Annotated in this window: 15 protein-coding genes; 10 read left to right on the forward strand and 5 right to left on the reverse strand. The window is 65.3% G+C overall.

All coding sequences use genetic code 11. The features are described from left to right. Positions 1 to 209 precede the first annotated feature (209 nt). Positions 210 to 464 carry a hypothetical protein gene (locus tag ACP69S_RS19415; RefSeq protein ID WP_426000050.1) on the forward strand — a complete coding sequence of 85 codons (255 nt, stop codon included), beginning with the start codon at positions 210 to 212 and terminating at the stop codon, positions 462 to 464. Between the two features lies 1 nt (position 465). On the opposite strand, the gene ACP69S_RS19420 is transcribed toward ACP69S_RS19415, so the two are convergent. Further along, on the reverse strand, positions 466 to 1,224 hold the full coding sequence (locus ACP69S_RS19420; protein ID WP_426000051.1) for an NTP transferase domain-containing protein: 759 nt from the start codon (positions 1,222 to 1,224) through the stop codon (positions 466 to 468). Between the two features lie 121 nt (positions 1,225 to 1,345). After that, positions 1,346 to 2,065 (reverse strand): arsenical resistance protein ArsH, encoded by a 720-nt coding sequence (arsH, locus tag ACP69S_RS19425; RefSeq protein ID WP_426000053.1) that lies wholly within the window; start codon positions 2,063 to 2,065, stop codon positions 1,346 to 1,348. A gap of 53 nt (positions 2,066 to 2,118) precedes the next feature. On the opposite strand from arsH, the gene ACP69S_RS19430 reads away from it, so the two are divergent. The 6 genes from ACP69S_RS19430 to ACP69S_RS19455 all read left to right on the forward strand — a co-directional run bounded on the left by ACP69S_RS19430 (position 2,119) and on the right by ACP69S_RS19455 (position 5,544). Further along, entirely contained in the window at positions 2,119 to 2,490 is a 372-nt protein-coding gene (locus ACP69S_RS19430; protein WP_426000055.1) for an ArsR/SmtB family transcription factor, read from the forward strand. Then, positions 2,487 to 3,005 carry an arsenate reductase ArsC gene (locus tag ACP69S_RS19435; protein ID WP_426000057.1) on the forward strand — a complete coding sequence of 173 codons (519 nt, stop codon included), beginning with the start codon at positions 2,487 to 2,489 and terminating at the stop codon, positions 3,003 to 3,005. Before ACP69S_RS19430 ends, ACP69S_RS19435 begins: the two co-directional genes overlap by 4 nt. After that, a complete protein-coding gene (locus ACP69S_RS19440; protein ID WP_426000059.1) occupies positions 3,005 to 3,685 on the forward strand; it encodes an aquaporin in 681 nt (226 codons plus the stop codon). The genes ACP69S_RS19435 and ACP69S_RS19440 overlap by 1 nt, the downstream gene beginning before the upstream one ends. Next, positions 3,672 to 4,091 (forward strand): arsenate reductase (glutaredoxin), encoded by a 420-nt coding sequence (gene arsC, locus ACP69S_RS19445; RefSeq protein WP_426000061.1) that lies wholly within the window; start codon positions 3,672 to 3,674, stop codon positions 4,089 to 4,091. Before ACP69S_RS19440 ends, arsC begins: the two co-directional genes overlap by 14 nt. A 136-nt stretch (positions 4,092 to 4,227) precedes the next feature. Next, positions 4,228 to 5,268, forward strand: coding sequence for a substrate-binding domain-containing protein (locus ACP69S_RS19450; protein ID WP_426000063.1), 1,041 nt, complete (start codon positions 4,228 to 4,230; stop codon positions 5,266 to 5,268). Positions 5,269 to 5,385: 117 nt separating this feature from the next. Continuing rightward, positions 5,386 to 5,544, forward strand: a complete 159-nt coding sequence (locus ACP69S_RS19455) for a hypothetical protein (RefSeq protein ID WP_426000065.1) — start codon at positions 5,386 to 5,388, stop codon at positions 5,542 to 5,544. A 128-nt stretch (positions 5,545 to 5,672) separates the two neighbouring features. Here the strand turns inward: ACP69S_RS19455 and ACP69S_RS19460 are convergent, their stop codons facing one another. Genes ACP69S_RS19460 through ACP69S_RS19470 form a run of 3 tightly spaced genes read right to left on the reverse strand, consistent with a single transcriptional unit; the run spans position 5,673 to position 8,219 of the window. Next, complete coding sequence (locus ACP69S_RS19460) at positions 5,673 to 6,014, reverse strand: hypothetical protein (RefSeq protein WP_426000067.1); 342 nt, start codon at positions 6,012 to 6,014, stop codon at positions 5,673 to 5,675. A 24-nt stretch (positions 6,015 to 6,038) separates the two neighbouring features. Continuing rightward, the gene (locus ACP69S_RS19465) at positions 6,039 to 6,656 is read right to left on the reverse strand and encodes a DUF882 domain-containing protein (protein WP_426000069.1); all 618 of its coding nucleotides are present in this window, start codon (positions 6,654 to 6,656) and stop codon (positions 6,039 to 6,041) included. A 54-nt stretch (positions 6,657 to 6,710) separates the two neighbouring features. After that, entirely contained in the window at positions 6,711 to 8,219 is a 1,509-nt protein-coding gene (locus ACP69S_RS19470; protein ID WP_426000071.1) for a L,D-transpeptidase family protein, read from the reverse strand. A 223-nt stretch (positions 8,220 to 8,442) separates the two neighbouring features. Here ACP69S_RS19470 and ACP69S_RS19475 point away from each other — a divergent pair, with 223 nt between their 5' ends. The 3 genes from ACP69S_RS19475 to otsA all read left to right on the forward strand — a co-directional run bounded on the left by ACP69S_RS19475 (position 8,443) and on the right by otsA (position 12,647). Next, entirely contained in the window at positions 8,443 to 10,239 is a 1,797-nt protein-coding gene (locus ACP69S_RS19475; protein ID WP_426000073.1) for a glycoside hydrolase family 15 protein, read from the forward strand. A gap of 87 nt (positions 10,240 to 10,326) precedes the next feature. Then, positions 10,327 to 11,106: a trehalose-phosphatase gene (gene otsB, locus ACP69S_RS19480; protein ID WP_426000075.1), complete on the forward strand. Its 780-nt coding sequence runs from the start codon at positions 10,327 to 10,329 to the stop codon at positions 11,104 to 11,106. Next, entirely contained in the window at positions 11,103 to 12,647 is a 1,545-nt protein-coding gene (otsA, locus tag ACP69S_RS19485) for an alpha,alpha-trehalose-phosphate synthase (UDP-forming) (RefSeq protein WP_426000077.1), read from the forward strand. Before otsB ends, otsA begins: the two co-directional genes overlap by 4 nt. Positions 12,648 to 12,817: the final 170 nt, after the last annotated feature.

Genomic DNA, 12,817 nt, shown 5'->3' on the forward strand with positions numbered 1-12,817 from the left:
CCCGCCGAGAACGTCTGGCAGTACCTGCGACAGCGCTTCCTCTCCAACCGGGTGTTCGACGACTACGACGCCATCGTCCAAGCCATCTGCGAAGCCTGGAACAGCCTCATCGACGAGCCGGACCGCATCAAATCCATCGGTCATCGCCAATGGGCCACAGGTTCACGCTAGGGGCGATTGGTATTAGCTGGAACGCGCTCGCTCTTGCCGTGACGATCGAACAGGTCAGAGGGAACGACGAAAATCCGCCCTTGCCGACGTGGCTTTCAGACGACTACGCAAAAGCGTGGCGCGAGTTGTTCAGTTTTGCCCTAGCAATTTTGCCAAGCGCGAACGACGAGAACCTCGTCAACAGTGCCCTCGCGGTACTCGCACTTCAGAAGGGTCAGCCGATGCTTGCCCGAATGGCCATTCTCACCGAGTCGGAACGAAGTGAAATGCTCAATGAGGTTGGCTGGGGCTAATTCAAGCCTCCACCAGCTCCGCCACCCAGGACGCCGCCAGTTCGCGGTTGCGCGGCAGGTCTTCGGGGAAGTCCATCTCTGCCCAGTCCAGGCCCTGGATCGACTGTACTCGGACCACGTCGTTCTCTTGGGCGATCTGGTTGATGACGCTGAGATACCAGCGCTTCAGGCCCTCGGGCGTGCGCAGGGCCGCTTCGACGATCTTCGTGAACAGGGCCGCGCCCTCGGGATCGAAGCGCAGGAAGCCGATCGACTCGGCGTCATAGGTCTCGATGGTCTTGCCGATGGCGCGCAGCGACAGGCCTTCGGTCGCCACCTTCATGTCGTCGGCGTCATAGCCAGAGGGTTTGCGGTCGATGGTGACGGTGATCGGGGCCGGCGGGGCGGCGATCAGGCGTTCGGCGATGGCCGGCTCGAACAGGGTGTCGCCGTTCAGCAGCAGGAAGTCGCCGACCATCTCGCCGCGCGCCAGCCAGCAGGTGGCCAAGTTGTCGGTCAGGCCGAAGAACGGGTTGAACAGGGTGCGAACCGTCATGCCGGGCAAATCGAGGCCCGCAATCTCGGCCTCCACCGTGTCGGCGGCGAAACCGGTCACGACCACCACCTCGGTGATCCCGGCCTGGCGCAGATGGCGCAGCTGCCAGTGCAGCACGGTGCGGCCCGACAGCTCGACCAAGCACTTGGGGCGGGTGTCCGTCAGGGGCGACAGGCGTTTTCCCTGGCCCGCGCTCAGGATGATGGCTTTAGTCGGATGCGCCACGGCGACTCGATTCACTTCTGGCCGCACGCGTCGGCATCTGATTCAGGGCGGCAAGCTACAGGATACAGCGGCCTCCATATAGGGCCGGCGCGCTTGCCCGGCGAGGGGCGGAACGCCGCATTCAAGCGCTGCGCGCGACAGTGGCGGCGGGCGCGTTCAGCGGCGCCGCGTCACCCATGGCCTTCCGCTCGCTATAACGATCAACCAGATAATCGGCATGGCCACGCGTCAGCAGGGTGAACTTGACCAGTTCCTCCATCACATCGACCACGCGGTCGTAATAGGCCGAGGGTTTCATCCGGTTGTCGTCGTCGAATTCCTTCCAGGCCATGGCCACCGACGACTGGTTGGGAATGGTGATCATCCGCATCCAACGCCCCAGCAGGCGCAGGGTGTTGACCGCGTTGAACGACTGCGAACCGCCGCTGACCTGCATCACCGCCAGGGTACGCCCCTGGGTCGGACGCACGCTGCCCATCTCCAGCGGGATCCAGTCGATCTGGCTCTTGATGACGCCGGTCATGGCGCCGTGCCGCTCGGGGCTGCACCAGACCTGCCCCTCCGACCACAGCGACAGGGCGCGCAGTTCCTGCACCTTCGGGTGATCAGCGTCGACCGAGTCAGGCAGCGGCAGATCGCGCGGATCGAAGATCTTGGTCTCAGCGCCGAGGCGCTGGAGAATCCGTGCGGCTTCCTCGACCAACAGCCGGCTGAACGAGCGCTCCCGCAACGACCCATAGAGCAGCAGAATCCGGGGCGGGTGCTCCGGCCTGCCAGCCACCAGCGTCGAGACATCGGGGCCGCTCAGATAGCGGGTGTCGAGGGCGGGCAAATCGGTCATGGGCGCTCCAGAGACATCTTCACAGTGTCACATACTTCGATTATCGTCGAAATATGGAAATGACCAGCGCCGTGACAAGCCTTTCAGCCCTCGCCCATGGCGGCAGGTTGTCGGCGTTCCGGATTTTGGTCCAAGCCGGCGCGACCGGACTGGCGGCCGGCGAGATCGCAAGGCGCCTGGAAATCCTGCCCAACACCCTGTCGAGCCATCTGGCGATCCTCGACCATGCCGGCCTGATCCACGCCCGGCGCGAGGGCCGCTCGATCATCTACACGGCCGACTATGGGGCGATGCAGGGGCTGCTGGGCTTCCTGCTGGAAGACTGCTGCGGCGGCGCACCAGAAATCTGCCGGCCGCTCAGCGACATGCTCGCCAAGGCCGCCGACTGTGACGGAACCTGCCTGACCGAACTGGAGATAGCATGACCGACCAAGCCCGCCCTCCCTTGAACGTCCTCTTTCTCTGCACCCATAATTCAGCGCGCTCGGTGCTGGCCGAGTCGCTGCTGAACAGGATCGGCGCCGGTCGCTTCAAGGCCTGTTCGGCCGGCTCGATGCCCAGCGGGACGATCAACCCGCACGCCATCCATCTGCTGCAGCATCTCAACTACAAGACCGAGGACCTGCGCTCAAAGGCCTGGGACGAGTTCGCCAAGACCAACAATCCCGAGGCGCCGGATCTCGATTTCGTCTTCACCGTCTGCGACAACGCCGCCGGAGAGGTTTGCCCTATCTGGCCGGGCCAACCGATGACCGCCCACTGGGGCATTCCCGATCCCTCAGCCGCGACCGGCACGGAGGCGGAGATCGCCCTGGCCTTCGCCGAGGCCTACCGCCAGCTGAACGCCCGGATCACGCTCTTCTGCGCCCTGCCCATGGCCTCGATCGACAAGCTGTCGCTGCAACGCCGGCTGGATGAAATCGGCAAGACGCAGGACTGATGACCTTCTCACTCTCCCGCCGCCTGGCGGCCGAAGCGCTCGGAACCGCCCTGCTGCTGGCTGTCGTCGTTGGCTCCGGCATCATGGGCCAGCGCCTGTCCGGCGGGAACGACGCCATCGCCCTGCTCGGCAACACCCTGGCGACCGGCGCGGCGCTGGTCGTGCTGATCACCGTGTTCGGCCCCATCAGCGGCGCGCACTTCAACCCGGCCGTCACCCTGGTGATGGCCGCCCGGCGCGAGATCGGGCCCCTGGCAGCGGCTCTGTACATACCCTGCCAGGTCATCGGCGCGATCCTGGGTGTCTGGATGGCCCACGCCATGTTCGCCGAACCCATCCTGCAGGTCTCGGTCAAGTCGCGCGGCGGCGGCGCGCAACTGTTCTCCGAGGCCGTCGCCACCTTCGGCTTGATCGCGACGATCCTGGGCGTCTCGCGGTTTCGGCGTGAAGCCGTCGCCACGGCGGTAGGCCTCTACATCACCGCCGCCTACTGGTTCACCGCCTCGACCTCGTTCGCCAATCCGGCGGTGACCCTGGCCCGCAGCCTGACCGACAGCTTTGCGGGCATAGCCCCGGCCTCGATCGCTGGCTTCGTCATGGGACAGATGATCGGCGCCCTGGCAGGGGCCCTTGCCTTCGCATGGCTCCTGATGGAAAAGCCCGCCCATGAAAAATCCTGATTTCCCCGTTGTCATCTTCCACAACCCCGGCTGCGGCACGTCGCGCAACGTGGTCGAGATGGTCCGCGCGGCCGGCTACGAGCCCAGTGTCATCGAGTACCTCAAGGCCGGCTGGACCCACGAGCAGTTGCGCGAACTGGCCGGTGAGGCGGGCCTCTCCTTGCGCGAACTGATGCGCGACAAGGGCACGCCCGCCGAAGAACTGGGCCTGCTGAATCCCGCCGCCACCGACGAGGCTATCCTGGCGGCCATGGTCGAGCACCCGATCCTGGTCAATCGGCCTATCGTGGTCACGCCGAAGGGCGTGGCTCTATGCCGGCCGTCGGAGAAGGTGTTTCCCTTGCTGGACAAGACGCCGGAAAGCTTCACCAAGGAGGACGGCGAGGTCGTTTCGCTCGAAAAATAGGGTTCTCCGGGCGCATTGATCCGCATGCGGATTGCCGATCGCGCGGGCTGTCGCTAAATCTTGATAAAAGTCGGTCGAACGCGTTTGCACGCGACGCGTTCCTCCGTTTGGCCCAGCAAAATCCGGATCTATCGTCATGACCAAGTTCCTTGGAGCCGCCGCCGCCCTCGCGCTGCTGGCCGCCGCCGACACCGCCTATGCGGCCCGCGACTATGTCTGGGCCGCGGGCTCCTCGACCGTTTTCCCCTTCTCAACCCGCGTCGCCGAGAACTACGCCAAGAAGACCGGCAAGAAGTCGCCCAAGGTCGAAAGCCTGGGCACGGGCGGCGGCATCAAGATGTTCTGCGGCGGCATGGGCGAGAAGTTCCCCGACATCGCCAATGCCTCACGCCCGATGAAGAAGTCCGAGTTCGAGGCCTGCAAAAAAGCTGGCGTCAAGGACATCATCGAGCTGAAGATCGGCTTCGACGGCATCGTCGTGGCGATGGACAAAAAGGCCCCCGACTATAATTTCAAGCTCGAGCACCTGTATCTGGGCCTGGCCGACCAGACCCTGCGCGGCAGCCAGTTGGTCAAGAACCCCTACAAAACCTGGAACGAGGTCGGCGCCGGCCTGCCCAAGACCCGCATCCTGGTCTATGGCCCGCCGCCCACCTCGGGCACGCGCGATGCGTGGATCGAATTGGCCGTTGAAGGCGGCGCCGGCAAGCTGCCGACCCTGGCAAAGATGAAGGCCGGTGACGAGAAGGCCTTCAAGGCCAAGGTCGCGCCGATGCGCACCGATGGCGGCTGGGTCGATGCTGGCGAGAACGACAACGCCATCATCGGCACGATCCAGAAGACCCCCAACGCCATCGGCGTGTTCGGCTATTCGTTCCTCGAGCAGAACGCCAACAGCATCAAGGCCGCCAGCATCAACGGCGTGAAGCCGTCGATCCAGACGATCACCAGCGGCGCCTATCCGATCTCTCGGTCCCTCTATATCTACGTGAAGAAGAGCCAGATTGGCGTGACGCCGGGCCTGAAGGAATTCGTGAACGAGTTCGTGTCCGACGCCGCCACCGGCCGGGGTGGCTATCTGCAGTCGCGCGGCCTGATCCCGCTGCCGCCGCAAGAGCACGAGGCCAACAAAGCCAAGTCCAAGGCCCTGCCGGTCATGACGGCGCCCAAGTCCTAAGGTCGATGCGCGGTCCCGGATCCGCTCCGGGACCGCGACTTCGTGCAATCGCACCCAAGACTCTTGACCTGTCGGGGCGTTAAGCGCCCCATGACCGGCCCGCCGACGGAGAGCTTCATGGCCGAACGTGTCGAAGAACGCCTGCAAGACCTCGAACGCCTGGTGATCAAACAGGCCGAGCGGATCGAGGAACTGGAACAGCACCTGGAAGCCGTGATGCGCATGGCGCGTCACGGGGCGCTGAACGCCAACCTGCTCGAAAACGAAGCGGCGTGATCCCTGAAGAACCCTAAGAGCATTTTCCGATAAGCGTGAAACGGTTATCGGATCGAAAAATGCTCTAAACTTATGATTTAGAGCCCTTTTCGCCCGACCCTGATGAAGCCATCAGGTCGGAAAGGGCTCTAGTTGGTGGGCTGGTCGGCGCGCGAGGTCATGCCCGCTGCTGCGGCGTCGTCGGCCATCTGCGAGTCGATCGGTGGAGTCTCGCGAATCGGCGTCGGGCCGGTCACCGGCTCGGCGACGACCGGCGCCTCGATCTTGCTAGGTGCGGGCGCGGCGACAGGACCACGAGCGATAGCTTCAGCCGCCGCATCGTCGGCGGCCGAGCGCATCTCGTCGGAGCCTTCGTCGTAACCGCCCAGGCCGGCGGTCAGGAACAGGATGACGCCAAAGGTCGCGATAACGCCGACGACAAAGCCCAGGAAAATCCATCCGAACGGATTGCCACGACGTTCAGCGCTCATTCCCGACCCCCTGCCCTTTCGGGCCTAGCTTCCCTGCCAGCGCCGGAACGGCCCGACATCGACATGCACGAACTTGCTGTCGGGATAATAACCGACGCCGCCCCGCTTCAGATCCAGCGCCGCGGCGCGGAGTTTGTCGAGGGCGACATCCTCCAGATAGATGTCCATGGCCTTGCCGTCCATGTGCAAGCTGCGTTTGGCCACCTCGCCACTGCGCTCCGACAGGAGTTTGTTGCTGGCCGCCGAGCGGTAGCCCGAAATGATCTGGAAAGCCGTCTTGGTCTCGGTCTCGCGATGGATGTCGGCCAACATGTCGAACAGCTGGACGTTCATCGGCGCGACCTCGCCCGTGCGATGGTCGCGCAGCACCTTGTTCAGGGCGTCCAGGGCGTCGGGAACGTAGGTCCCCTTTTCCCAATACACGGCCTGCAACTTTTCGGCAGTGTGAAGGTTATACAAAGACACCCACTTGGGTGCGGTCTCGATGACGGGCTGTATCGCGACAACAGGCGCGACAGCCGGCGGCGCCTGGGCTTCCAGAAGCGCGCCGATGATGTCGTCCTGGGCATGAGCCGACGGCCCAACCGCAGCCGCGCCGAGCGCGCTCAGGCCAAGCTGAAACAGCCTACGTCGTGCGATCATAACGCTATCCTCGACACCATACTGGCGGCAGGACACCCCAGCCTGACCCGAAGGTCAAGCTGAGCCAGGGAGAGATGCGGCGATACGCTGCACCAGAAGCTTGTCCCAGCCATAGGGATCGTCGCGGAAATTGACCTGGCCATCCGGCGTCACATAGGCCGTCCAGTAGAGCAAGAAGACCGCAATCTGCTGTGGCAGCTGGGCGCGGACGGTCTTGCCGCTGGCGATGGTCTCGTCGATGAGCTGAGGCGTCCAGGTCGGATCGCCTTCCATCACCGCGCGCGCCAGATCGACGGGTTTTTCCACCCGCACGCAGCCGTGGCTGGCCAGCCGGCTGAAGCTGGCGAACCGCGCGCGGCTTGGAGTGTCGTGCAGATACACGCCAAAGGGATTGGAGAAGTCGAACTTGATCAGGCCCAGGGCGGCCTTGGGACCGGCCTTTTGCTGCAGGCGCGAGGTGCCCTCTCCCGTGGGAATGACGATGAAGTCGTTGCGCCGCAGATAGCCCGGATTAGCCCGCTCCTTGGGCCACAGCTCCTTGGTCGCGATCGAGGACGGCACATTCCACGGTGGATTGAGCACGATGCTGTGGATGTTCGACGACAGCATCGGCGTTTCGTCGCCCGGGCGGCCGGTGACGGCGCGCATGGTCAGGGTCGGAGCGTCACGATGAAACACCGACAGCACGGCGGCGGCGATATTGACCTGGATGCGGTCGGCCGGCAGCACCTGCGGCAACCACCGCCAGCGCTCCATATTGGCGACGATCTGGTCGAGGCGCAGCTCGACCGGCGTGTTCAGCGCAGCCAGCGTCTTCTTGTCGAGCACGCCGTTGGGATTGAGGCCAAACCGCTTCTGGGCTCGCATCAGAGCCTGGGCCAAGCCTTCGTCGAACAAGGCGACACCGTCGACGGCCACGCTCGGATCCTCAGCGGCAAGCCGGGCTTCCAGGGCCGGGACGCGAGGATCGGTCGAACCGATCTTCAGGTCGGCTCCGGGCGGCAGCATGGCCCAGCCACCGCGCGCGGCGATGTCGCGATAGGTGACCAGGCCCCGGCGCAGGGTCTGGTAGCCGGTATAGGGCGGCGGCAAGGTGTCCAGCCACGGCCCCAGACGATCCTGGGCGACGGCCTGGACGAATTCCTGGCTGGGGTCGTAGAGCGCAGGGCGCAGACCCCAGTCTGTCCGGAAGCTGGTGGCCGGCAGCCGCCCGGAACGCACAGCCTTGGCATAGGCGAGGGTCAGGCCGATCAGCTGGGCCTGGCCCGTCTGGCGCGCGGCGACATCGCGCGAGGTCACCAGCGCCAGGGCCTGATCCGGCGCATAGGCGCCCAGCTCGAAGCCGTGGCTCGGCGCCTCGGCCAATACGCGGGCCAACAGCTCGATCTGGTCGGAGCGCAGATTTACGGCATAGGGGCTGGCAGGGAACGCCAGCGGCTGCTGCGGCGGAGCTTGAGGCGCGCGCGCGCCAAACTGCGAAGGTCTCTGGGACTGGGCGTGCACCGCCCCGCTGGTCAGGAGGGACAGCGCCCCTGCGACCAGTGCGCAAGATAGTCTCGACAACCCGCTCACCGCCTATGGATCTCGTAACACCCTGCCGCGCGAAGGATCCGCGCAGCCTCAAATGGCCGTTCGAACCCGGGTCCGTCAACGCGAGTATCGTGAAAGGCGAAACGCCGCTGTAGCCCGATGGTTCTTTTCAAATGATAGGAACCCGGAAGCCACACTAACGGTTTCCCATGTGTCGTCAGGCCGACCTTAGGTCTCGCCACAGTCCGGAGACCGCGTGCCCCAGAACCTCGACCTGTTCCCCATCGGCAACTGCGCCGTGAGCGCGCTCATCGACCGGACCGGACGCTTTGTCTGGGCCTGCGCGCCGCGCGTCGACTCCGATCCGGTGTTCAGCGCCCTGCTCAGCGATGTCGATCCCCAAAGCGCCGCGGCGAGCGGCGTCTGGGACGTCGAAGTCGAAGGTGCAGTGACGACCACCCAGGCCTATCTGCGCAACACGCCAATCCTGCGCACCGAGATCACCGACGCCGACGGCGCCCGGGTCGAGATCATCGACTTCGCCCCACGCTACGAGCAGTTTGGCCGCATCTTCCGGCCTACCGCCTTTATCCGCCTGATCCGGCCGGTCGCCGGCACGGCGCGAATCACGGTGAGGGTGCGCCCCACCGCCCAATGGGGCGCGCGGCTGGCCGAAGTCACTTCGGGCTCCAACCACATCCGCTATCTGTGCTCGGACCTGACCATGCGGCTGACCACCGATTGCCCGGTCTCGCACGTTCTGGAAGAGCGCACCTTCCGGCTTGAGCAGCCCATCGCCCTCTTCCTCGGCCCCGACGAAGGCTTCGACGCCGATATCGGCTCGACCTGCGAGCGGATGCTGCGCGAAACCACCGCCTACTGGATGACCTGGGTGCGAGGCCTGGCCATTCCACTGGAATGGCAGTCCGCCGTGATCCGGGCCGCGATCACTCTCAAGCTCTGCGTTCACGAAGAAACCGGAGCCATCGTCGCGGCCCTGACCACCTCGATCCCTGAACATTCCGACAGCGGCCGCAACTGGGACTACCGCTACTGCTGGATGCGCGACGCCTATTATGTGGTCCAGGCCCTCAACCGCCTGGGCGCGGTGGATATACTGGAGAACTATCTGGGCTACCTGCGCAACATCGTGGACCGGGCGGCCGGCGGCCATATCCAGCCGCTGTTCGGCGTTGGGTTCGAGCCGCAGCTGACCGAGCGCTTCGCCCCTGACCTCCCCGGCTATCGCGGCATGGGTCCGGTGCGCATCGGCAACCAGGCCTTCGAGCACCAGCAACACGACGTCTATGGCCAGATCGTGCTGTCCAGCACCCAGGCCTTCTTCGACGAGCGCCTGCTGCGTCAGGCGACGGTCGACGATTTCGAAGCGCTGGAGCCGGTGGGCGAGCGCGCCTTCCAGCTGCACGACCAGCCCGACGCCAGCCTGTGGGAGTTCCGGGGCCGGGCCAATGTCCACACCTATTCGTCGGTGATGTGCTGGGCCGCCTGCGATCGCCTGGGCAACGCCGCCGAGAAGCTGGGCCTGACTGAGCGCGCCGCCTTTTGGAACGATCGCGCCGCCAAGGTGCGGGCCACCATCGACGAGGCGGCCTGGAACCCCGAGCTTGGCCGCTTTGCCGCGACCTTCGGCGGAGACGAGCTGGACGCCAGCCTGCTGCAGTTGGTGGATCTGCGCTTCATCAGCGCCAACGACCCGCGCAACATCGCCACCGTGGCGGCGGTTGAAAGCGGCCTGCGCAAGGGCTCCTATCTGCTGCGCTACGCCATCCCCGACGACTTCGGCGAGCCCAAGACCGCCTTCAACATCTGCACCTTCTGGCTGATCGAGGCCATGCACCTGGCCGGCCGCGCCGACGAGGCCCGCGCGCTGTTCGAGGACATGCTGGCCCGCCGCACCGCCGCCGGCTTGCTGTCCGAGGACATCGGATTTTCTGACGGCGAGCTGTGGGGCAACTACCCCCAGACCTATTCTCTGGTGGGCCTGATCAATTGCGCGGTGCTGCTCAGCCGGCCCTGGACTTCGGTGCGCTAAGCCGAGCCTCACCTTGGCGCGGCGGATCGAAAGCCGGACTTTGGCGTTTCTGTGGTCATGTACCGTTTTGAAGAGGGGCGTCTGGTAATGACCACGACCGGGTCGACCGCGAGACACCAGCCCCACGACCTATCCCCACCGCCGGCCTTTCCCCCGGCGTCGGCCGCGCTTTTCCTCGACCTCGACGGCACCCTCACCCCGATCATGCCCCGCCCCGAGCAGGTAGGGCCAGACAAGCGCCGGGCGATGCTGATGAAGCGCCTGGCCGCCACCCTGCACGGCCGGGTCGCGGTGGTCAGCGGCCGCGCACTCGACGATCTGGACCGCATCCTCGAACGCGGCGTCACACCTGTCGCCGCCGTCCACGGTCTGGTGCGCCGCGACGCCGAGGGCCACGTCGTCACCTCTACACCGCATGCTGGCATCCCTGACGCTCGCCAACTGCTGCGCGACCTGGCGCGATGCGACAAGGGTCTGCAGTTCGAGGACAAGGGCGTCAGCGTCGCCCTGCACTACCGCAACGCGCCCGCGACCGGCGAGGCCGTGGTCGAGGCCGCCGAGCGTATCGCCCGCACGACTGGCCTGGTGCTTCAGCTGGGCGACATGGTCGTCGAACTGCGCACGCCGGGCCAAGACAAAGGCCAGTCAGTCGCCGCCTTCCTGCGCGAACGGCCCTTCACGGGTTCGACCCCGATCTTCGTGGGCGACGATCTGACCGACGAGGATGGCTTCGCCGCCGCCGCGCGGCTGGGCGGCTACGGCATATTGGTCGGCGAGATGCGGGCGACTTCAGCGGCCTACCGCCTGAAGGACACCGCCGCCGTCTCGGCCTGGCTGGAGGGCGTCGCGACGCTGATGCCGGCATGAGCCGGCTGATCGTCGTTTCCAACCGGGTCAACCCGCCCGCCAGCCGCGAAGCCGGCGGCGAGGGCGAGGGCAGCGTCGGCGGCCTGGCCATGGCCCTGGCCGCCGCCCTTCGCGAATATTCCGGCATCTGGTTTGGCTGGAGCGGCAAGACCACGCCGCAATTCACCGGCCAGCTGTCCATGCAAAGGGTCGATGGCGTGACCACCGCCACCGTGGATCTGGAGGAAGGCGACTACCAGGAATATTACAACGGCTATGCCAACAAGACCCTGTGGCCGCTGTTTCACTACCGCGTCGACCTGACCGCCTATGACCGCTCGTTCGGCGAGGGCTATAACCGGGTTAACAAGCGCTTCGCCGAAACCCTGCTGCCGCTGATCGAGCCGGACGACATCATCTGGGTGCACGACTATCACCTGATCCCGATGGCGCGAGAGCTGCGGCGGATGGGCGTGACCAACCGTATCGGATTTTTCCTGCATATCCCTTGGCCGGCCCATCAGCTGGTGGTCACCCTGCCCCGCCACCGTCCCTTGGTGGAGGCCTTGTTCGACTATGACTTGGTCGGCTTCCAGACCGAGGAATCTCGCCACGCTTTCGAAGGCTACGTCGTTTCCGAAGTGGATGGTTCGGCCGGCTCGAACGGCCACCTGACCGCCTTCGGCAAGACGACGCGCGCGGCGGTCTTCCCGATCGGCATCGACGCCGAAGACTTCGTCCGCATCGCCCACAGCCCCTGCGCTCACAAGATCTATGACCGCATGCTGGCCCACAGCGTGTTCCGCAAAATGGTCGTGGGCGTCGACCGCCTCGACTATTCCAAAGGCCTGGAAGAGCGGCTGGTCGGCTTCGAGCGCTTCCTGCACGACAATCCCGACAAGCGCAGCCAGGTGATGCTCCTGCAGATCGCCCCGCTGTCTCGCGATGAGGTCGAGGCCTATCAGGATCTGCGCTCGCGGCTGGACGGTCTGATCGGCCGGATCAACGGCGCCTATGCCGAAATGGACTTCACGCCGATCCGCTACGTGAACAAGTCCTACCGCCGCGATGAGCTGGCCGGGATCTATCGCGCGGCCAAGGTCGGCCTCGTGACGCCCCTTCGCGACGGCATGAACCTGGTGGCAAAGGAATATGTCGCCTCACAGGATCCCGAAGATCCCGGGGTGCTAATCCTTTCGCGTTTCGCCGGCGCGGCCCGGCAGCTGTCGGACGCCCTGATCGTCAATCCCAACAGCCCGGAGGAAATCTCCGACGCCCTTAGCCGGGCCCTGGCCATGGATCTGCCTGAGCGCAAGCGACGTTGGGAAGCCATGTTCGACAACGTTCAGCGTCGAGACGTCACCGCCTGGCGCGACGACTTCGTCGGCGCCCTGACTGCGTCGGCGCAAGAGATCCAGCCGATTCCGCCGCCCAGGTCGCTGCTGGAGGCCTCCTCCTCGGCCGAGGCCGAGATGGAGGCTTCGTCGGGCCTGCAACTGCAGCCGTCCGGCAAGGCTGACAGGCCTAGGCCCGCGCCGTCCGAAGCACGCGGCTTTGGATGATCGGCAGCAGGAAAGTCGCGAACAAGGCCAGGTTGGGTAAGGCGTTCATCGCATAACCCGTCGCGATGGACATCGGCGTGTCGATCACGAACCAGGCTGTCACGCCGCCGACCAGCAAAAGCCAGATAGGCCGGGCCCGGTCGCCTAGAGCCCTTTCCGACCTGATGGCT

The organism is Caulobacter sp. DWR1-3-2b1 (assembly GCF_049895765.1).
Lineage (GTDB): Bacteria > Pseudomonadota > Alphaproteobacteria > Caulobacterales > Caulobacteraceae > Caulobacter.

Coding starts and splice junctions, on each gene's coding strand:
- arsH (WP_426000053.1), bottom strand. CDS start 2,065: ATGACCGATTTGCCCGCCCTCGACACCCGCTATCTGAGCGGCCCCGAT.
- ACP69S_RS19430 (WP_426000055.1), top strand. CDS start 2,119: ATGGAAATGACCAGCGCCGTGACAAGCCTTTCAGCCCTCGCCCATGGC.
- ACP69S_RS19435 (WP_426000057.1), top strand. CDS start 2,487: ATGACCGACCAAGCCCGCCCTCCCTTGAACGTCCTCTTTCTCTGCACC.
- ACP69S_RS19440 (WP_426000059.1), top strand. CDS start 3,005: ATGACCTTCTCACTCTCCCGCCGCCTGGCGGCCGAAGCGCTCGGAACC.
- arsC (WP_426000061.1), top strand. CDS start 3,672: ATGAAAAATCCTGATTTCCCCGTTGTCATCTTCCACAACCCCGGCTGC.
- ACP69S_RS19450 (WP_426000063.1), top strand. CDS start 4,228: ATGACCAAGTTCCTTGGAGCCGCCGCCGCCCTCGCGCTGCTGGCCGCC.
- ACP69S_RS19455 (WP_426000065.1), top strand. CDS start 5,386: ATGGCCGAACGTGTCGAAGAACGCCTGCAAGACCTCGAACGCCTGGTG.
- ACP69S_RS19460 (WP_426000067.1), bottom strand. CDS start 6,014: ATGAGCGCTGAACGTCGTGGCAATCCGTTCGGATGGATTTTCCTGGGC.
- ACP69S_RS19465 (WP_426000069.1), bottom strand. CDS start 6,656: ATGATCGCACGACGTAGGCTGTTTCAGCTTGGCCTGAGCGCGCTCGGC.
- otsB (WP_426000075.1), top strand. CDS start 10,327: ATGACCACGACCGGGTCGACCGCGAGACACCAGCCCCACGACCTATCC.
- otsA (WP_426000077.1), top strand. CDS start 11,103: ATGAGCCGGCTGATCGTCGTTTCCAACCGGGTCAACCCGCCCGCCAGC.